Annotated in this window: 19 protein-coding genes; 11 read left to right on the plus strand and 8 right to left on the minus strand. The window is 29.7% G+C overall.

All coding sequences use genetic code 11. The features are described 5' to 3' along the window. Window positions 1–718 (minus strand): HAMP domain-containing protein (locus tag SVN78_00850; protein ID MDY6820154.1); only part of this gene is annotated, 718 nt, incomplete at its 3' end. 206 nt (window positions 719–924) lie between these two features. Between SVN78_00850 and SVN78_00855 the strand changes: the two genes are divergently transcribed. From SVN78_00855 to SVN78_00875, 5 genes are all read left to right on the plus strand, one after another. Beyond that, window positions 925–1,830: an ATP-binding cassette domain-containing protein gene (locus tag SVN78_00855; GenBank protein ID MDY6820155.1), complete on the plus strand. Its 906-nt coding sequence runs from the start codon at window positions 925–927 to the stop codon at window positions 1,828–1,830. Next, window positions 1,817–2,521 carry an ABC transporter permease subunit gene (locus SVN78_00860; GenBank protein ID MDY6820156.1) on the plus strand — a complete coding sequence of 235 codons (705 nt, stop codon included), beginning with the start codon at window positions 1,817–1,819 and terminating at the stop codon, window positions 2,519–2,521. Before SVN78_00855 ends, SVN78_00860 begins: the two co-directional genes overlap by 14 nt. Before the next feature lie 15 nt (window positions 2,522–2,536). Next, a complete protein-coding gene (locus tag SVN78_00865) occupies window positions 2,537–4,090 on the plus strand; it encodes a GldG family protein (protein MDY6820157.1) in 1,554 nt (517 codons plus the stop codon). Next, the gene (locus tag SVN78_00870; protein MDY6820158.1) at window positions 4,087–4,941 is read left to right on the plus strand and encodes a DUF4340 domain-containing protein; all 855 of its coding nucleotides are present in this window, start codon (window positions 4,087–4,089) and stop codon (window positions 4,939–4,941) included. The genes SVN78_00865 and SVN78_00870 overlap by 4 nt, the downstream gene beginning before the upstream one ends. 235 nt (window positions 4,942–5,176) lie before the next feature. Beyond that, a complete protein-coding gene (locus tag SVN78_00875) occupies window positions 5,177–8,395 on the plus strand; it encodes a SpoIIE family protein phosphatase (GenBank protein MDY6820159.1) in 3,219 nt (1,072 codons plus the stop codon). Window positions 8,396–8,412: 17 nt separating this feature from the next. Here the strand turns inward: SVN78_00875 and SVN78_00880 are convergent, their stop codons facing one another. The 3 genes from SVN78_00880 to serA all read right to left on the minus strand — a co-directional run bounded on the left by SVN78_00880 (window position 8,413) and on the right by serA (window position 11,391). Next, window positions 8,413–9,258, minus strand: coding sequence for a zinc dependent phospholipase C family protein (locus tag SVN78_00880; protein MDY6820160.1), 846 nt, complete (start codon window positions 9,256–9,258; stop codon window positions 8,413–8,415). A gap of 110 nt (window positions 9,259–9,368) precedes the next feature. Further along, window positions 9,369–9,761: a secondary thiamine-phosphate synthase enzyme YjbQ gene (locus tag SVN78_00885; GenBank protein ID MDY6820161.1), complete on the minus strand. Its 393-nt coding sequence runs from the start codon at window positions 9,759–9,761 to the stop codon at window positions 9,369–9,371. 7 nt (window positions 9,762–9,768) lie between these two features. Then, window positions 9,769–11,391: a phosphoglycerate dehydrogenase gene (gene serA / locus SVN78_00890; GenBank protein ID MDY6820162.1), complete on the minus strand. Its 1,623-nt coding sequence runs from the start codon at window positions 11,389–11,391 to the stop codon at window positions 9,769–9,771. 55 nt (window positions 11,392–11,446) lie between these two features. Here serA and hemE point away from each other — a divergent pair, with 55 nt between their 5' ends. The 3 genes from hemE to SVN78_00905 are packed head-to-tail and all read left to right on the plus strand — an operon-like array spanning window position 11,447 to window position 13,921. Beyond that, a complete protein-coding gene (gene hemE, locus SVN78_00895; GenBank protein ID MDY6820163.1) occupies window positions 11,447–12,460 on the plus strand; it encodes a uroporphyrinogen decarboxylase in 1,014 nt (337 codons plus the stop codon). After that, complete coding sequence (gene hemH, locus SVN78_00900; protein ID MDY6820164.1) at window positions 12,453–13,418, plus strand: ferrochelatase; 966 nt, start codon at window positions 12,453–12,455, stop codon at window positions 13,416–13,418. Before hemE ends, hemH begins: the two co-directional genes overlap by 8 nt. A 32-nt stretch (window positions 13,419–13,450) precedes the next feature. After that, complete coding sequence (locus SVN78_00905) at window positions 13,451–13,921, plus strand: vitamin K epoxide reductase family protein (protein MDY6820165.1); 471 nt, start codon at window positions 13,451–13,453, stop codon at window positions 13,919–13,921. Between the two features lie 154 nt (window positions 13,922–14,075). Here SVN78_00905 and SVN78_00910 read toward each other — a convergent pair whose 3' ends face one another. After that, window positions 14,076–14,573 (minus strand): hypothetical protein, encoded by a 498-nt coding sequence (locus SVN78_00910; GenBank protein MDY6820166.1) that lies wholly within the window; start codon window positions 14,571–14,573, stop codon window positions 14,076–14,078. Between the two features lie 147 nt (window positions 14,574–14,720). Here SVN78_00910 and gdhA point away from each other — a divergent pair, with 147 nt between their 5' ends. Then, complete coding sequence (gene gdhA / locus SVN78_00915; protein ID MDY6820167.1) at window positions 14,721–16,064, plus strand: NADP-specific glutamate dehydrogenase; 1,344 nt, start codon at window positions 14,721–14,723, stop codon at window positions 16,062–16,064. A gap of 25 nt (window positions 16,065–16,089) precedes the next feature. Then, the gene (locus SVN78_00920) at window positions 16,090–16,659 is read left to right on the plus strand and encodes a YbhB/YbcL family Raf kinase inhibitor-like protein (GenBank protein ID MDY6820168.1); all 570 of its coding nucleotides are present in this window, start codon (window positions 16,090–16,092) and stop codon (window positions 16,657–16,659) included. 24 nt (window positions 16,660–16,683) lie between these two features. Here SVN78_00920 and SVN78_00925 read toward each other — a convergent pair whose 3' ends face one another. Genes SVN78_00925 through nadC form a run of 3 tightly spaced genes read right to left on the minus strand, consistent with a single transcriptional unit; the run spans window position 16,684 to window position 20,154 of the window. Further along, entirely contained in the window at window positions 16,684–18,279 is a 1,596-nt protein-coding gene (locus tag SVN78_00925; protein ID MDY6820169.1) for an FAD-dependent oxidoreductase, read from the minus strand. A 2-nt stretch (window positions 18,280–18,281) separates the two neighbouring features. Continuing rightward, window positions 18,282–19,313 (minus strand): quinolinate synthase NadA, encoded by a 1,032-nt coding sequence (gene nadA, locus SVN78_00930; GenBank protein MDY6820170.1) that lies wholly within the window; start codon window positions 19,311–19,313, stop codon window positions 18,282–18,284. A 1-nt stretch (window position 19,314) separates the two neighbouring features. After that, the gene (gene nadC / locus SVN78_00935; GenBank protein ID MDY6820171.1) at window positions 19,315–20,154 is read right to left on the minus strand and encodes a carboxylating nicotinate-nucleotide diphosphorylase; all 840 of its coding nucleotides are present in this window, start codon (window positions 20,152–20,154) and stop codon (window positions 19,315–19,317) included. Window positions 20,155–20,318: 164 nt separating this feature from the next. Between nadC and SVN78_00940 the strand changes: the two genes are divergently transcribed. Beyond that, window positions 20,319–21,779: a radical SAM protein gene (locus SVN78_00940; protein ID MDY6820172.1), complete on the plus strand. Its 1,461-nt coding sequence runs from the start codon at window positions 20,319–20,321 to the stop codon at window positions 21,777–21,779. The last annotated feature ends 7 nt before the right edge of the window (window positions 21,780–21,786 follow it).

Consider the following 21,786-nt stretch of genomic DNA (forward strand, 5'->3'; position numbering starts at 1 on the left):
TTAATGTATATGTTGTATTTTTTAAAGATTCAACCATCTTATTAAAACAGTCAGACAGCTTCTCAATCTCATCCCTCGATTTTATAACTGCCCTAGAATCTAGATCACCCTCTGTTACTTTAGTTATAGCTTTTTCTAATTTCCCTATTGGGTGTGTAATTATATATTTCATTATATAGATAATAATTAATGATAAAATAAAGCTAAATAGGATTAAGGACCAAAGTAATATTGCAGTCTTTTTTCTAAATAATGAAAAAAACCTTGTATTATCAACATTAATATTTAGCAAGCCTATAATCTTGCCATCGTTAACATGGCAAACCTTACATTCACGTTTATTAAATAACGGTTTATAATAAGAATAAAAATTTACATTTTTAGATAGTTTATTTTCGATGAATCTCTCCTTCATATCCCTTGGCTTCACAACCTTTCTATACTCTTGTAACAAATTAGCACCTATATTTGCTTTTCCACAACAATAGAGTTCACCATTAGTATCAAAAATATGTATTCCCAACATATGTTTTTCTAGAACTATATTCTTAACTAAAGCCTTTAGCAGCTCTGATTCACCTGTTAACATAACATTTTCAATATAGGCATTTGATATAAGAGCCAAATTTTTAGTATATCTTTCTGATATCTCCCTATAGTTATTTTTAAACAAATTTAAGATGTATAAACCTAAAACTATGTTAGCAAAAAAAAGCATGACAAAAACAACAACAGATACTTTTATTTGGAGAGGAATATAAATTTTAGGCTTCAAAATAATAATTATCTATACTTTTTATTTATATTATATCATATATTTAACATAATCAAAAGTCTTTAAATATAAAATTAAGTTATTGAAAGTTATTATGTTTTATTATATTTTTACACAGAATATTAATAAAAATTAATATGGAGAAAATAATGATCAGTGCTCATAATCTAACAAAATATTATGGGAGATTAAAAGCAGTTGATAAAATAAACTTCAATGTGGATTCTGGTGAAATTGTTGGCTTCTTAGGTCCTAACGGAGCAGGCAAAACAACAACAATGCAAATTCTAACAGGATACTTAGCCCCAACAGATGGAGAAGCATATATATCAGGGCTAAATATTCAAGAAAACCCTTTAGAAGTTAAGCAACTTATTGGTTATTTGCCAGAAAATAACCCATTGTATAGTGATATGTTCGTTTTCGATTACTTAATCTTTATTAGTCAACTGAAGGATATCCCATCCCATAAAAGAAAAAAAAGAATATTAGATGTCAGTGAGGTCTGTTCAATTACTGACATTTTAAATAGAAAAATAGAACAACTATCAAAAGGCTATAGACAAAGAGTAGGTTTAGCTGCATCAATTATTGGAGATCCTGATATACTCATATTAGATGAGCCTACTGTTGGCCTCGATCCAAATCAAATAATTGAAATAAGAAATCTCATAAAAAGATTGGGCAGTGAAAAAACTATCATACTCTCCACACATATTTTGCAAGAGGTGGAACAAACATGTAATAGAGTTCTTATTATAAATAATGGAAAAATAATCAAGGATTCCCAATTAGATAAGCTAATCAAAGAAACTAATCAATTCATTATAGAAACTGAACCAAAAATTGGAAGAAATATCCTTGATCAGATTGGTAAGGTGAAAAAAGAAAAGGGTAATAGATTTGTAATAGAAAGTGATTCAGATATAAGAAGAAAATTATCAGAGATATGCTTACAAAATAAGATCTTAATATTAGAATTGACCCAATATAAAAAGAGCCTAGAGGATGTATTTAAAGAGCTAACCCAGGAGGATATAAATGAAAACTTATAGCATAATCTCAAAAGAATTAAAAATATTTTTCTATCATCCAATGTCATATATTATTACTGCAGTATTTTTACTACTTACTGGATGGTTTTTTTCTAATTCTTTATTTATTGTTAGAGTTGCAGAACTAACCAATCTTTTGAATATCCTCCCCTTTTTATTGCTTTTCCTTATACCGGCTATAACTATGAAGATGGTTGCCGAAGAAAAAAGATTGGGCACAATTGAATTGATCCTTACAAATCCTATTAAAGACTCTTCATTTATATTAGGTAAATTTTTTGCATCCCTTGCTATAACATTATTTATTTACTTATTAACCCTATACTATGTCTTAGTTCTTGTTATTGCAGGAGAGCCAGATATAGGCAAGATAGTTGCATCATACATAGGAATTATCCTTTTAACTAGCGCCTATATATCAATCGGTATTTTTGCTTCTACTATCACAAACAATCAAATAGTTTCATTTATAGTATCTTTTATGATTATTTTTATATTATTCTTAACTGATAAAGTAAGCCTTTTTTTTCCAGCCAACATACAAAATTTTTTAAATGATATATCCATTACTGGGCATTTCAACTACTTTACCTTAGGGGTAATAAATATTTGGGATGTTACATACTATGTTTCTTTGATAATCCTTTTTCTCTATTTAGCCTATTACAAAATTACTGAAAGGTATTTCTAAGGGAGGTCTATATAAATGATATATAAGAAATATATTAGAGCTATTAATTTGATTTCCGTTATCGTTATTGTAATAATGCTAAATCTAATAACCGCTAACTCATTAATGAAAATTGATTTAACAAAAAATAAAATATATACATTAAGCGAGGGAACACATCATATTATTAATGAGATCCCAGGCAAGATTCTGATAAAAGTAATTGTTAGCTCAGATATCCCATCTCAATATAATGATAGAATCGACTACTTTGCAAACCTGTTAAAAGAATATAAAGAATTATCAAAGGGCAAAATAACTCTAGAAATAATATCATCAGATAATACTAGAGAATTAGGTGAAATAGCAGAATTATATGGTATCCCTCCCATTCAAATTAATGCAATAGAAGAAAATAATCTTCAGATAAAGAGAGTATTTATGGGGGCAGTTTTTTTATATAGGGATAAAAAAGAAACAATACCCGTTATTGCTAATTTAAATAATATGGAATATGAGATTTCAGCTGCAATAAAGAGAATAACTAGAGAAGATAAACCTAAGTTAGCAATAATTAATGCAGGTAATTCAGCAAACATGCGTCAAGGTTTATCTATTTTACAAAGAGCTCTAACAAAAGATTATTCCGTTGAAAATATATATCTAGGCAATAAAAACCTTAAAATTAATAAAGAAATAGATACTGCCCTTTTAGTTTCCCCGCAAATATCCTTAACAGATAATGTAACGTATGCATTGGAACAATTTTTAATGTCAGGTAAAAATTTAATTTTAGCACTAGATATAGTGCAGGGATCCCCTCAAAGAGGATTTGCTAGCTCTCTAGATACTGGGCTCGAAGATTTTTTAGAAAAAAATGGGATACATCTAAGTAAAAAAATTATATACGACTTAAATGCTTCTATAATAAACATATCAAATAGATCTGGTGGTTTTTCTATTTCAACATCCTTAAGATATTATTTTTTCCCACAAATATCTAATTTCAATAAGGAACATCCTATAACCAAAGATTTGAGCTCAGTTAATTTAATATACCCAACACCTATCATAATAAAAAATGACAATGAAACAAATAGTGACTTAAAATATACGGTACTAGCTAAATCATCTGAAAATTCAGGGTTAGAATCACAACCTTATAATATTATGCTTGAGAGAGAGTTTAAAATGGAGGATTTCAACAAAGAAAGCCAAATTGTTGCAATACTTGCTGAGGGAAAATTTAAAAATACTTTTGACAAACCACTTAAAGGCTTAGAAAATAATTTTAAAAAAAATGGAACAGGAAAATTGGTATTAATATCAGATGGAGATTTTATTAAAGACCAATATGTTTCAAGTGGTAATAATTTAGATTTTATACTAAATACTATAGATTATTTAGCCGCTGAACCTGAATTAACCTTAATTAGAGGAAAATCATTTACTTATAATCCTATTACACTGAAAAATATTACCTTACAAAATATTTTAAAAATTACTAGCATTTTCCTTCCAATTGTACTTGCCTTTTTAATAATAATTATAGTAACCTTTTCACTTAAAAAAAGGAGGCTACCTAAATGAATTATAAAAACTTTATATTACCATTTATAGCAATCCTCTTAATTTTTATATATGTGATAAATCTAGACAAAGAAAATAAACCAAAAGAAAGTTATTTACTTCCCAAGAACACTTCTATACATGCTCTTTCGTATAAAAGCAAAGATTTAAATTTTAGACTAGAAAAAAAGGGTGATAATTGGTTTATAACAACCCCTGAGAAGTGGAAAGCTGATAAGGATGAAATAGCTAACCTAGTTGATTCACTCCTAAATACGAAAATAATTGCAAGTGTAGATAAATACACTGATAATAACACCTATGAATTAAGCGATCAAAAGTTTCTATCCGTAGAGAATAGCGAAAAATATAACATATTAATTGGTAAAAGGGACAGTTCATATAAAATGGTTTATGTAACACTAGAAGATGAAGGTGAGGTAAAATTAGTAAGCGCAAATTTTTTAAACTACCTTCCTTCTACATTAAATCAGATCAAAGATAAAACAATCTACCGTTTCAGCAAAAAAGGTTTAAAAGATTTTGAACTTAAGATTGATAACAAGAGCTACACATTTTCATTTAAGAACAATCATTATTATTTAAATAACAAAAAATTAACAGATAATGTAAGTAGTTCCCTTATAAATAAAATATCCCATTTAGAAGCAAACACCTTTGCTAACGAAAAATCACTAGATAATGCAACAACAGTAGGATATATTAAATATATCATTGATAATAAAACTAACCAATTTAATATTTATAAAAACAAAGAAAATGACTATTTAATATCTATAGATAATAAATCTAGTGTATTTAAAATATATAATTACAAGCTAGATAGTTTCATAAAGCAATTCAATTTATAAATATTTGATAAATAACTTAATAAAGCTATAATATATATTATATTATGAACAATCTTTTTGACAGATGGTTTCTCTTTTTTATATTAGGTTTGATCTTTATTAACTATCCCTTTATTACTATATTTAATAAAGAAGTTTACATTAATGGTATTCCCCTAATATATATATATTTTATAGCTGGTTGGTTTATATCCATAATCGTTATTTATTTATTTGTAAATAAATTTAAACAATAATGTTAAATTTAAACAATATTTTAATATATATAACAATTATATATTTTATTATTATAATATTAATAGCCTATTATTCTGAGAAACTTTTTAAAAAAAACAAATATATTTTTAACAACCCCTATGTTTACGCATTAACCATTGCAGTTTATTGTTCAACATGGACTTTCTATGGTTCCATAGATACAGCTGCTACAACAGGCCTAAATTATTTAACAATCTTTATAGGAACAACCTTACTTATCTTCACATGGTGGTTTTTATTAAGAAAGATAATTAGGATTTCAGAGGCCCATAACATAATTTCAATAGCAGGTTTTTTATGTTTTAGATATGGAAAATCAAAAACACTTGGTGCTATTGCAACGATTATTTGCTTCTTAAGCATAATTCCCTATACATCCCTTCAATTACATGCAATTAGTGATAGTATTTCTATTATTATAAGGCATTCATACAATGTACCATCTTCACTATTCGGGGATATTTCATTAATACTCATAATAATATTAGGGCTTGCCACAGCTATATTTGCAGTTTTTTTTAATCTTGAGAGTAAAAAACATCCTGGTCTTATAGGAGCTATTGCTTTTCAATCTATAATTGTATTATCAATTACTCTAATTGTAGGCATCTATATAACATACTTTCTTTATGATGGTTTCTCCGACATATTCACAAAGGGTTTAAATAATAATAACCCATTGGTTGTAGAACACATAAAGGAAATCACATCACTTGCAACATACAAAGGAGCAGGCTTTGATTGGTTCTCAGTTATTATAATGTCAATGTTTGCAATACTTTTACTGCCAAGAATGTTTCATATGACTGTTGTTGAAAATTTGGAAGAAAAAAACCTATTGAAGGCAATGTATTTATTTCCTTTATATTTGTTTTTAATAAACTTGTTTGCATTCCCAGTGGCAATAGCTGCAATATTGGAAAATAAAAGCTTAAATCTTTCATCTTTCTATTTATTTGTTCCACTTATCAATAATGGAGAAACTTTTTTATCTATATTAGCGTACTTAGGTGGACTTGCAGCAGGATTCAGCATGATTTTAGTAGGATCTATAGCTCTTGCAAATATGGCTGTTAATTACATTGTAATACCAATGTTAATTAAATTTTTTCTCATAAGAAAAAGAAAGTTGTTAATAATATATTTAAGACGAGTATGTTTATTTGTAATTCTATTACTAACATATCTCTGCTACTTTTATTTAGGAGCTAGCTTAACTTTGAGAGATATGGGTCTTATATCATTTTCTGGGATCATGCAATTAGCTCCTGCCTTTTTACTTGGCCTATATTGGAAAAATATAAATGCAAAAGGTGCTGGAAGTGGTATAATATTTGGCTTCATAACTTGGATATATGTTGTAATAATTCCTTACTTAGCAGATACTAACCTTATCTCGCCTTATATAATAACAAATGGTCCTTTTAATATTGAGTTTTTAAAACCAACTGCCCTCTTTGGTATAACAGGTATAGGTAAGTGGGGCCATGCATTTTTCTGGAGTCTTTTAATCAATATGTTTTCTCTTTCTATAGTATCATTATTTACAAAACAAGGGGATATAGAAAGAGATACTGCTAATATATGTGTGCATGCCCTAGATATTAATCAAATTATTGAATCTATTGAAAAGCCCTACAATTTAACATTAAAAGATTTTGAAGAGATCCTCTCAAATTTTTTCGACAGAAAGTTTGCAAAAAATAAAATTAATGAATATCTAAGTAGTATAAATAAAGAAAGGGGTATGCTAACTAGCTTCGATATTGTAAATCTTAAAAATTTTGTAGAAAAAATCCTTTCTGAGGCAGTTGGTCCATCAGCCTCTAAACTCATTTTAGACTCCTATATAAATATAAAAGGGATAAAAGAAACAAAATTTATAAATGTTTTTAGAGATCTCTTATCACTTGGAGTTGGAGAGAGTAAAGATGTATTAATTAGAAAGGTATCAGAATTAAATGTAATACTTAATATTTCAAATATATTTTCAACCCCTGGAAACTTACAGTCTAAACTACACAATGTGTTAAATCTGTTAAATGATACCTTTAAAATTGATGCTGTAATATTGAGAGAAAAGGAAGGCAATAAATTAAGGGTTTTATCCTATGTTGGAGAAATCAAAAGCGGACTATTAATTTCCACTGATAGATTAATTGAAGAGGAATCCTATATTGGTAAATGCATAATAAGTAAAGCACAATATGCCATTAATGATATAGATCAGGCAAAATTAAATGAATATAGTATAGAACTAAAAAATGCTGGAGTACTTTCCTTTTGTCATACACCTCTTGTAATTAACAATGAGGTTATTGGTGTAATGTCTGTATATAGTAAATTATATAAAGACCTCTTTAGTGATGATTTTTTAAGAATCTTAAAAAGTATAGCCAATCAAATTGCCTTTTATATTAATAATATTAAGCAAACTGAGGAATTAATAAGGGTTAGGGAAATTTCTAAAGAACTAGAGATTGCTAAAAATATACAAAAATCCTTACTCCCTAGTAAATATCCTTATATTGAAGGAGTGGATATTAGCGCAGTATGCTTACCCTCTGAATACGTAGGAGGTGATTACTATGACTTTTTTACTCCAAATAAGGATACACTGGATATTGTAATAGCTGATGTTTCAGGGCATGATGCTGCATCCGCATTAGTTATGTCCGAGGTAAGAACATTAATTAAAACAATTGTTTCTTATAGGCCAAACTTAAAACCATCTAACATATTAACTCTATTAAATAATATTTTATATGAGGATTTAGAAAAACTTGGTTACATTATTACAATCATTTATATTAGATTTAATTTCAGTACAAAAGAAGCTATTTATGCAAATGCTGGCCACAATTATCCTATACTATATAGGGATAGAAATATAATTAAACTTGATGAAGGCAATATACTAATAGGAGCAATTAAAGATATTAAATATATAGATTATAAAATACCCATCTTCAAAAATGATATATTTGTATTATATACTGATGGCGTTATTGAAGCAGAAAATGAAAAAGAAGAGTTATTCGGTGAATCAAATTTAATAGAATGTATAAGAAAAAATAGTGAAGAAAATTGTAAGTATATTCAAGACTCCATTCTAGATAAAATTATAAAGTTTAGAGGTTTAGAAAAACAAAAAGATGACATAACAATGGTGTTATTAAAGATAAATAACCTCTAATTGTTGTTTTATATAATTTAAGTAAAATTATCAGCTGAAAAACTTTTAAGAAAAGTCTTCTTTTTGGCCAATTTCTTTGTAATATTTTTGCCGTAATTTAAACGTATTTTTTCTCTTAAATTTTTTGCCTTAGTAATGCTATTAATACCAGTTGGATCATACATGCAATACTCACTAAAACCATTATCAACGGCCTTTGCCGCAACTTCAATCGCTTTTTTTTGATAATAATTACTTCTTTCTATAAAATTTTCATCAAGAGCCTTTTCAAACAAGTAAGCAAAATATTTAAATCTAACGAAATGTTGGGTTTTTAAAGTTAATTTTAAATATTTAATCTGTTTTATAAAATATTCTTTAGATATACCCGTAGTCTTTAAAAAGAGATCACTATTTTCTTTAGAAAATTCTAATAATTCATCTAATAATTCCTCATAGAGAAAGCTATTTCTAGTCTCAGCATATTCTAATAATAAGTGTGATATATATTTGTTTTTGCTAACAAATAAAAAAGTCTGTGGTATATAATAGTTGTGCGCTATAATGTCAGCTGATAAGTGGGCGGCATATCCATAACAAAATGCTTTTTCACTATCTTCCGATGCATTGTTAAATAATTTTGAAAGCATATCCCATGAATGAGTATGAAAATTTCTCTTAATGGCAGATAAATTCTTCAAAAGGGTAAAAAAATCTGGGAATATATTACCTAAAAGGAAATTCATTGAATAGTTCTTTATAATAGTCATAGATGTATTTTCCAATATTGTGCTGCCAATCTTAAGATGAGTTTCCAATCCCCATGCAAAAAGGTCAGTTGGAAAAAATGAGATTAATAGTATAATTATTAAAAATACACTCATAATAAGTATATTACAATGAATAAATAAAAAATCAATAAAAAATACTATAATTTTGTTTTATAATTAAGAATTTAGTAAATATTTTTAACTTTAAATATTAAAAAATGAAATTAATCCAAAAATCTCATATAAACCTTCCTACTTCGAGGGCCATCAAATTCACAGAAATATATACCTTGCCAGGTACCTAATAAAATTTTGCTATTTTCAACTAAAACAAAAAGTTCACAACCAATTATACTAGATTTTATGTGGGCATCGGCATTACCCTCTAGATGTTTAAAATTGCTATCTCTTGGTATCAATTTTCTTAAGAAATTATTTATATCACTCTGAACAGAAGGATCGGCGTTCTCATTTATTGTAATTGCAGCTGTAGTATGAGGCACAAAAAGATAGAGCACACCGTCCTTATAGCCATTCGAACTAATAAATCTTTCCACTTGCGGTGTAATATCTATAAAGGATTCTCTTAAATCACTCTTAACTGTAATATACTGCATTTATTACCTAAAATTCTATTATTTTTGCTTCTATAATACCATCAATATTTAGTATTTCTTCTAATACCCCATTGGTCAATTTATTATCAACTGATACAAATGCAACAGCTTGTCCACTTTTTTCTCTAGATAGACCAAAACCAGCTATATTTATATTATTTTTACCCAATATAGTTCCAACACTACCTATAACTCCTGGTCTATCATAGTTTCTAAAATAAAGATAGGTACCATAGGGTACTATATCTAGATTAAATTTATCGAATACTACAATTCTAGGTATTTCATCATTAAGAACTGTTCCCCCAACAAGCTTTTCTTCTTTGTCAGTTTTAAAGAGTAAGAATATTATATCAGTAAACCTTTCATGTTTATCCGCTTTAGTCTCATAAATTGTTATACCTCTATCCTTTGCAAAAAAAGGTGCATTCATATAGGTAACAGATTCAGTCATTATTACTTCTAAAAACCCCTTAAGCGAGGCAATTGTAAGAGGCATATAATTTAAAAGGTGATTATCGCTTTGACTATCTAGTTCTTCCTCAAAAATTTTACCAACACATTTAACCCTTATTTCATCTATCCTGCCTCTTATAATTTGGGCCATCAGTTTTCCCATTTTTTCAGCTAATTCGAAATAGAGTTGAAATATTTTAGGCAGCAATGATTTTATAAATGGCAAATTTACAGCATTAGCATATGCTTTGCCGTGCAAAGCATTCAAAACCTGTTCAGCTATAATCACTGCAACCCCTTTTTGCCCCTCATATGTATTTGCTCCAATGTGAGGGGTCGTTACAACATTTTCCAATTCAAGCAATCTATTATTTTTTGGAGGTTCCTTTGAAAACACATCTAAAGCAGCTGCATATAATTTTTTATTTACAAGGGCTTCACATAGATCATCTTCATTTATAATTTTTCCACGGGCACAATTAACCAAAATTGCACCATCTTTCATCTTGTTAATCTCTGTTTTTGTAATCATGTTAATTGTATCATTAGTTAATGGGGTATGTATCGTTACTACATCTGATATACTTAAAAGCTCCTCAAGGTTTTCTAATAAAGTTACACCTATTGATGTTGCATTTTCTTTTTTTATATAAGGATCGTAGGCAACAATCTTCATCCCAAAAGATCTTGCTCTTATTGCAAGATTGCTACCAATTCTCCCCAAACCAATTATGCCAAGTGTTTTTTCATATAATTGAATACCTAAAAACCTTTTTCTATCCCACTCACCCTTTTTAACTGAATTAACAGCCTCAGGAATTTTACGGGCTGCTGATAAGATCAAAGCAATAGTTAATTCTGTAGCAGCTATGGTGTTCCCCGTTGGGGCATTCATAACAATAATGTTTTTTCTGCTGGCCTCCTCAATATCAACATTATCTAAACCAACACCTGCCCTACCAATTATTTTTAGCCTACCGGAATTAGCTAATATATCTTTTGTTATCTCTGTTCTACTTCTTGTTATTATAGCGTCATAATCGCCTATAATACCTTTTAACTCACTTGCTTCAATACCAGATTTTATACATACATCAACATCTTTTGAAGACTCAAGTATTTTTATGCCTTCTTCAGAAATATGATCGGTAATTAAAATTTTAAATTTATCCATAAAAAAATGTATAACAAATATTGCTAAAAAATTCAATATATTATATTTTTAACACATGTTTAATGATATCATTCTAAGAACTATAAAGGGTGAAAAAACTGAGTACTCACCTGTATGGTTTATGAGGCAAGCTGGCCGTTACTTAAAAGAATATATGCACTACAAAGAGAAAAAGAACTTTATAGAGTTATGTAGTGATCCCAAAACAATATATGAGATAACCCTTTTACCAGTGAACATTTTAAAGGTTGATGCAGCTATACTATTTTCTGATATTTTAATACCCTTGCCAGCTATGGGCATACCTATTAGTTATACCCCGGCACCAATAGTAAATATTGAACGTATAGATCATAAATTTATAAACAATTTAAAAGAGATTGAACCTGAAAGAGATTTAAAATTTGTATTAGACGGGATTGATTTATTAATATCAAAGCTAGCTGTCCCTTTAATAGGTTTTTGTGGCAGTCCATTTACAATTGCATGTTACATATTTAATAATATGATTGCAAAGGACTTTGTTGGTATAAAAATATTTAAAGATCTCCATGAAAAACTGTTCTTTAAACTAATGGATATATTAACAACTAATTTAATAAGATTCTTAAAAGCCCAGATAAATCATGGCTGCAAAATAATACAAATATTTGATACCTGGGCAGGTACTCTTAACTCTCTTGATTATAAAAAATTTGTATATCCCTATATTAAAAAGATAACTGATAGTACCACTGATGCATTTAAAATATATTTTATAAAAAATGCTACGCCCTATTATGAGTTTATAAACAATTTAAATATTGATGTCCTTAGTGTTGATTGGCGCCAAAGTTTAAGTGAGGTTAACAGTATTACGAAAAATAGATTTATCCTACAGGGTAATATGGACCCTTACGTACTATTAACAAATAAGGAAAACGCTGAAGAAAAATGCAAAACTATACTTGATGATGCCAAATCCTTAAAAGGTCACATATTTAATCTAGGACATGGGATTTACCCAAATAGTGATGTTAAAATTGTTAAGCACTTAGTAAATTATGTAAAGAGCTATACCCTTGAATAATGATTTATTAATACTTTTCTATATAGGAGCGCCTAAAGATACAATAGAGTTGAAGGAATTTATACTTAATATTTTCTCAGATAGAGATGTTGTTAACCTAAAAATACCTTTATTTTTACAAAAACTACTAGCAAATATTATAGCCTCTATAAAAATAAGAAAAAGTGCAAAAATATATAACAACTATTTCAATGGGGCTTCACCCCAAATAGAAATACTTAATAGTTTCACAGAAAAGATAAAAATGAAATATCAATTATACTACAAAAGGGAGTTAGATATTAAACTTGCCATGTGTTACACAGAACCCTACATTGAAAAAGTGATTAGCTCTTTATATAAAAAGAGTTATAATAAGATATATATTACAACCCTTTATCCTCACTATTCTTACACAACAGTTGGGGTATGCTTTAAAAGGTTTTTTAACAGTACCTTTTACAACCCTGTGGATAACAACTACACTATAAAAAACTTTTGGTTCTTTGAACCAAAATATAATAAATTATTATGCGATAGGATTGTTGAAAGTTGTAAAAAATTAAATGTCAGCCTCAACGATACTACATTGGTATTTACAGCACATTCACTGCCACTAAGTACAAAATTAAAGGGAGATCCCTACACTGACCATTTACAAGAGCATATAAATATTATTCTAAAACAATTAAAACCGTTATCTCCAAAAAATTACTATCTATCATTTCAAAGTAAAGCCTCCTTTGGAAAATGGTTAAAACCATCAACAATTGAGATTATTAATAAATTAATAAATGAAGGTGTCAACAATATCATATTTATCCCTATTACTTTTATTAATGATCATATTGAGACAATCTATGAAATTGATAACTTATATATTAAAAAATTAAATGATTACAATATAAATGCAATTAGGATAGATAGTCTAAATGATGACGATAGATTTGTAGAAGCTTTTATTGATATGCTTGACTAAAATTATTTATTCTAATAAATATTAATTATAAAATGAAAAATAAAACATTGCTTTTACTACTTATATTTTTTTCTTTTATTGGCATCGTTGATTCTATCTATCTCACCCATAAGGGTCCGCATTTTGAATTATTTGAACAGATTTGCACTAATAATGTTTGTGATGAGTTCAATATATATATATTTGGTATTGAGCTTGCAGTTTATGGTATCTTTTACTATTTAACAATACTCGCTTTATCCCTATATAATTTATATTTCTATCTAAGCACTAATCAAAAACATTTTAATACTAAAACTGTTATTCTAGAATTAATAATTGTTGTTATTGGGCTATTATGTTCACTATTTTTCTTATATTATCAATTAGCAGTTATTGGTGGATATTGTATTTATTGTTTAATTTCACTTTTTACTACAATTATAATTTTTTTATTAGTATTAATAATAATGTATACTAATAAAGGCGAGAAACTATGGATTGCAAAAAAGATTAAAATCTAAATTTTTGTAATTACTTTTATGAGCCATGTCCACGCAAGGGCATATGTTGTAAATATATGCAACATCATTTAAAAAATAAAAAATTACATGCTTGTTGTTTCCCTAATGACACCCAGAAAACCTATAATAGGAGTTTTGACAATTTTACAAGTACCTATCTTTCTGCACTATAGGTTTTTTCAAACATTTCACATAGCCCATCCATTAGCATATTGCCCAATTCGCTTAGATTCTCAGCGCTTTCTCTCTTATCCTTATATTTAGAAATAAAATCTTCTATAAATTGATCGTTTACAAAATTATCTAATACATTGTTAAATGCTACATTCGTACCCTTAACACTTGGAAACCAATCATAAACATTATCTTGTAACATAATCTGAAAATATTCCCGAAATTTTCTGTTTATATCCTTGTCTTCATAAAAGGTTCCACTTCTAAATATTTTAAGAGCATCTTTAAAGATTGCCTCATTAATCTTTGTTAATATAGTCTCAAACCAGTTTTCAATATTGTTTAAATCAATATTTAATTTTTTCATATGTAAAAATATACTTTCCTCGCTAATACCTATAGAAGAGGCAAAATCTAGCCACATCTGTAATATAGCGTGATCTTCCTTGCTCCAAGATAAGGATTCTAAATATTTCATAAATTTTTCATTTAATATACTTTTATACTATTATACAATATATTTATACTGGTGCAATTTATAATTAATTACAATATACACCAATAAAAAATATTGACGAAAAAATATATAAATAGTAATAAAAATTACTATTTTAAGGAGCTATATATGTCAACACAAGATACAATAGAAGAGATTTATCAGAAGATTGTGCGAAAAAACCCTGGAGAAACTGAATTCCACCAAGCGCTAAATGAGGTTTTATATTCATTAGCCCCCGCACTGGTTAAATATCCAGAGTTCGTTCATGAAAAAATAATTGAAAGAATTTGTGAGCCTGAAAGACAAATTATCTTTAGAGTTCCTTGGAGAGATAAAAATGGAGATATTAATATAAATAGAGGCTTTAGAGTTGAATTTAATAGTGCACTAGGCCCTTACAAAGGAGGACTTAGATTCCATCCCTCAACCAATTTAAGTGTTGTGAAGTTTCTTGGTTTTGAACAGATATTTAAAAATGCGCTAACAGGTATGCCAATAGGTGGAGGCAAAGGTGGTTCAGATTTTGACCCAAAAGGAAAAGAGGATATAGAAATAATGAATTTTTGCCAGAGCTTTATGACTGAATTGTATAGATATCTAGGTGAATATACTGATGTACCTGCAGGTGACATAGGAGTAGGAACAAGGGAAGTAAACTATCTTTTTGGTCAATATAAGAGAATAACAAATAAATATGAATCTGGCATTATTACGGGGAAAAGTCTAAATATTGGTGGTTCAACTGTGAGAAAAGAATCTACTGGTTATGGCACCTGCTTTTTTTTAAACAATATGCTCAAAACAAAAAATGAGGGATTAGAAGGCAAGATAGCCATTGTTTCAGGCTCCGGCAATGTTGCAATATATGCAATGGAAAAATTAGAACAATTTGGTGCTAAAGTTGTAGCATGTTCAGATTCAACTGGTTATATATATGATAAAAATAGTATAGATGTAAATGTTGTAAAACAATTAAAAGAAGTAGAGAGAAGCAGAATAGCTGCATACTTGGATTACTACAAAGATGCAAAATTTATTCCAAAAGGTAATATATGGGATATACCCTGTGATTTAGCACTACCTTGCGCAACTGAAAATGAGCTTAACGGGAAAGATGCTGCTAAGCTTGTAAAAAATGGCTGTATTGCAGTAGCAGAAGGGGCTAATATGCCTACAACCCCAGAAGGAATCAAAGTATTTACAGAAGCTAATATCCTCTTTGGTCCAGGAAAAGCTGCTAATGCAGGTGGTGTGGCAACATCTGCCCTTGAGATGCAACAAAATGCTTCAAGAGATTCCTGGAGTTTTGCATATACCGAAAAAAGATTACAAGAAATTATGAAAAATATACACGATCTCTGCTTTGAGACAGCTGATGAATATGGCTCAAGAGGAAATTATGTTAAAGGTGCTAATATAGCTGGCTTTCTAAAAGTAGCAACAGCTATGCTTGAATTGGGATTGGTTTAGTAGTCTATATTTAATATAGTTTAATATGATAATCGATAAAACAAAACATCTTTTATATATTTCAATCTTAATAATTATTTTCTTTAATATACCTATATTTGTTAGCATAGGAGAAAATAATAGAAATTTTACAATAACATCACCTGCATTTAAAAATGGCCAGGAAATCCCAATTAAATACACCTGTGAAGGTAAAAATATATCACCACCAATAAAATGGTTTAATATACCAAAAGAAACAAACAGTCTTGCACTTATAGTAGAGGATCCTGATGCACCTGCAGGAATATGGGTTCATTGGATAATTTATAACATACCTCCAAATATAAATGGTTTGACAGAGCAAGCAGGCGATCTTAAGAGTAAGCTTCCAAAAAGTGCTGATTATGGCATTAATAGTTGGAAAAACTTAGGATATGATGGACCTTGTCCACCAAGCAATAGACACAGATATATCTTTAGGCTTTACGCATTAGATAAAACATTGAAAAATCTTAAAACCCCTACAAAATCAGAGCTAAAAACTAAAATGAAAGGCCATATTATATCGGTGGCAAAACTTATTGGAACGTATGAGAGGAAAAAAAGTAAATAAACCCCTATTTTAAAAAATTCTCTTTTAAGTTTCTATGTTATGACAGCCTATCTTTTTTCTGTTCCTATATGCAGAATCAGCCACCATAATTGCTGATTGCACACCATGAAACAAGCTAACAATATCCTTTGATATAACCGTTTCTTTGTAAAAATCCTCAATCCTTATATACATATGCTTAAGATCTTCAATGGCCCTTTTTAATCTAGATATTGTCCTAACAATACCCACATAATTCCACATAGTATATTTTATAGACATCCAATCCTGAGCAATCAGTGCAGGATCTTCATTTTCTAAGTTTCCCGAAGGTATCCAATCTCTAATGTTTCTCAAATATCTACTATTAACCTTTTCTCCAGAATTTATCCTTTTAACCATATCCATTGCAGAAAAATACCCCCAAACAAGACCTTCCAAAAGTGATGTTGAAGCAAGCCTATTTGCACCATGCAAACCTGTACAGGATACCTCACCTACTGCATACAAACCATTTATGCTTGTCCTTCCCATTAAATTAACACCAACGCCACCACAAAAATAGTGAGCAGAAGGAACAACTGGTATAGCATCCTTTGTGATATCTATCCCTATTTTTTTACATTCTTCATATATATTAGGAAACCTTTCTTTAATATCAACGTTCACAAAATTTGCAACGTCAAGCAAAACATATTCATCCTTATTTTTTATCATCTCTTCCCATATCGCAATTGTAACCTCATCCCTTGGTGCTAAATCTTTCATCTCCTTGTTATATCTCTCCATAAAATATTCACCACGTAAATTCTTCAATCTAGCTCCTTCACCTCTAACAGCTTCAGATATAAGAAATCTTTTACCCCCTGGTACATAGAGGGTTGTGGGATGAAATTGAACAAATTCCATATTTAAAACCCTTGCGCCTGCACGTTTAGCCATAACAATTCCATCACCAACAGTGCCCTTTTCATTAGTAGAATGAAGATAGATATCGCCAAGCCCTCCTGTAGCCAAAACAGTATAGTCTGCAAGCACTGTCTTAACCTCTCCCGTTTCATTATCAAGTACATAAGCACCAAGACATCTATCCTCAAGGATATATCTATTTTGTATATCTGTGCTATTGTGGTGTAGGGTTATTAAATCTACAGCAGTGGCGTTTGTTTCAATTTTTATATTTGAAAATTTATTTAAACTCTCTATAAGGGACTCTTCTATAATCTTACCTGTTTGATCTCTATAGTACAAAATTCTCTCTAGGCTATGTCCACCCTCCTTTGTGAGGTTAAAGTCATCTATATCAGCACCAGCTATATGTGTAAATTCTATCCTTAAATCATCAATTAATACCTTTTTTACAACCTCTGGCCCTTTATGAGATAAAAAATCAACAGCCTCAATATAATTTATATTCCTACCAGCTCTTATAATATCTTCTTTTAACAAATCAGGGGTATCATTTTTGCCTTTATAGATTATTCCCCCTTGAGCTTTATAGGTATTTGTTAGTGATAAAGCAGATCTTTTTGTAATAAGCACTACCTCAAAACCTGCCTTTGCAAGGGTCAATGCGCATGTTGTACCAGCGATACCAGTGCCTATAACAAGACAATCAGTCTTTATTCTGCTATCTTCCATAATTATATTGTTAACATATTTTTTATAGAAACCAAGGCGTTGTCAGCTATAAAACTATCTACTATAACCTTTTCACTTTTATCAAGATTTATAAGGGTAGATGCTAGTTTCTCTATTGTTATCCTCTCCATATCCTCACACTTAATTCTCTTTAGAGGCAAAACATCAACCTGCCCCTTTAATTTATTTGCAAGCCTATTAACTAAATTGTATTCTGTACCAATCGCAATTTTTGTCCCCATCTTCTGTTCATAAGCAAAATTTATTATTTTAGCAGTAGAGCCATAGCAATCACTCGCTTTAACTGTTTCAGGGCCAGCTTCTGGATGAACTATAATTTTAATATTAGGATACAAATTTCTTAATCTTTTAATATCATTAACAGAAAAAATAGGCCAATGAATAGGACAATATCCATTCCATAAAATTACCTTGGCATTTTTTAAATCTTCTATATAATCTATATTGTTCTTCTTTGTTGAATCCCATTCACATATATAACTATCTTCAATATTTAATGAATAGGCAGTATTTCTTCCCAGGTTTCTATCAGGTAAAAAAAATATTGTCTCAAAATTATTTAAAGCCCATCTAAACACATCCTGACTATTCCCTGATGTACAAACAGTTCCACCCATTTGACCACAAAATGACTTAATTGATGCAGTAGAATTAATATAGGTTATTGGCACAACAGCTTTCCCAATTTTACTAATTACTTCCCATGCCTCAAGCACTTCATCTATGTTAGCCATATCTGCTAGTGGACAACCAGCATTTTTATCTGGAATATACACATCCTTATCAGGAGCTAGTATTGCAGCAGTCTCTGCCATAAAATGTACACCACAAAATACAATAATTTTTGCCTCTTTTAGATGGGTGACACGCCTTGCAAGCTCCAGAGAATCCCCAACATAGTCTGATAATTCAACAATATCATCACTTTGGTAGTGGTGCCCTAATATTACAAGCTTATTTCCAAAATCTTCTTTTATTTTTAATATTACTTGCCTTGCTTCATTTTTTGTCATATTAAACTACTGCCTTCATAGACAAATCGAGAGCTTTAACAGAATGGGTTAACTCCCCTACAGATATAAAATCAACGCCTGTTAATGCTATATCCCTTACAGTATCCAAGGTAACTCCACCTGAAGCCTCTAATAAAACCCTATCTTTAACAATATCAACTGCTTTATATATGTCAGCTAATTTAAAATTATCAAGCATAACCATATTAACATCAAGCTCAATAAGCTCTTTTACATCATCAAGGGTTCTCGCCTCAGCCTCAATCCTAACATTAGGGCTTTTTTCTTTTACAATATTAACAGCACTCCTAATTGAACCAGCACAATCAATATGATTATCTTTAATCATAGCCATATCATATAGACCAAATCTATGGTTTACCCCTCCACCAACCTTAACAGCATATTTATCAAGTACCCTTAAACCAGGGGATGTCTTTCTTGTATCTAAAATCTTAGCCTTTGTTCCCTCCACCTTTTTAACAAATTCAGCTGTTTTTGTTGCAATACCTGACATTCTTTGTATAAAGTTTAAAATAACCCTTTCAGCTTTTAACAATGGTATAGTCTTAGCAAAAATATTTGCAATAGTAACACCCTCTGTAACATGTTCTCCATCTTCAGCTAAAATCTCAAAAGAACTATTTGGGTCAATCTTCTTTAAAATTCTCTCAGCAATTTGAATTCCTGCTATAATGCCAGCTGCCTTTGAATATAGAACATACCTAGTGGTATCATTTTGTGAAAAAATAGCTTCAGATGTAATATCAGGCCCGTCTTCTTCTAGGGCAAGATCTATAATTTTATCAATTAACCTATCTTTTTCAGGAAATATACACATATATATTATTAAACTATTGTAAAATATTTGTCAACTTAATTATTATAAAGAACTAGTCATCTCAATATATGGCAATATCTCAATAATTATAGATATTGCAAATAGTAACAATAGATGTTATAATATTTAGTTAATGTTATACAAAGAAAGCTAGGAGGAAAACTATGAAGGTACTTTTTTTACAGCCCCCAATGGGTGGATGGGTTACTTGGGGGAAACATATTGCAATTAATGTTAACCATGCACAATTAGCTGCTAATCTAAGAGAATGGTATCCAGATATCGATATTCATGTATTAGACTGTAGAGCACTAAATATTGACGAAGAGGGAATGTTAAGCTCAATCAATGAAATAAAACCTGAACTAGTTTACATGGGGGATGCCTTACAAACTACTGGGGTTGCAGCAATTCATCCAAGATATAAAAGAGCAGCAGAACTTATTAAAGACAAACTACCTGCAACAAAAATATGTGTAGGCGGATTTTATTACGGCGCAAATGCACAAAAGTTTTTAGAAGAAACAGAATCATATGATTTTGTTATCTCTGGAGAAACAGAAGTTACAATGCCAGAACTTGCAAAAGAACTAAGCAAAAAAGATCCAAATATAGCCTCAGTTAATGGATTGGCTTACAAAGATAATGGCTCAGTAAAATTAACTGAATATAGACCATTATATAAAAACCTTGATGATTTGCCCTTACCAGCATATGACTTATTCCCAATGGATAAATACGTTGGTTTTAGTTATATAAAAAAATATGTAGAAACCTATCATTCAAGAGGTTGCCCAAACGGTTGTACCTTTTGTGTTGGTTGGACAAACTACGATAAAAGAGGTAAAAATGATTGGCAAAAATATCGTATACGCTCTGGTAAAAAGGTAGCAGATGAATTTGAATTACTTATTAAAAATTACGGTGCAAAATTTATATGTATTATGGATGAAGATTTTAATGTATATCGCTCAAGGGTTGAAGAATTCATTATGGAGATGAAAAAACGCAATCTAAAAGTACCCTTTTTCTTTATGGGCAGAGCTCCATATCATTTAAGAGATAAAGATTTGTTAAAGCCTTTAAGAGAAATTGGTTTTGTCTGTGGACTTATAGGTCTTGAAGCTGTTGATGAAGATACATTAAAAAAGATCCATAAAAACGTTGAAGTAGATCAAGTTGCTGAGACTATTAATCTTTTTAGAGAAAATAATATAATGAGTGTTGTTACCTGGATGGTTGGTTACCCTGATGATGACGAGACTAAAATAAAAGAAAGATTTGAAAGAATTGATATGATTGACCCAGATATGAGTGCCCTACAAATTATGACACCTTTACCAGGAATCCCAATTTATGATGAACTTAAACAATATATAAAGGATTGGGATCTAAGTAAATGGGACTTTCAACACGCTGTAGTATCTACTAAATATCTAAGTAAAGAGGATTTAGGGCGACTAGCTGCATGGGCAAATAGAGAATTCTATAGCAAACCTGGTAGGGTACAAAGAGTTTTATATAATAAAAACTACCATCCCACATGTAGACTTATTGCAAGATGTTACGTGGAAACAGCTGATAAACACGCTCAAGCAGCAATAAAAGACGAAATCTTTGTATAGAGGTATA

This window comes from Deferribacterota bacterium, assembly GCA_034189185.1.
Classification (GTDB): Bacteria; Chrysiogenota; Deferribacteres; order Deferribacterales; family UBA228; genus UBA228.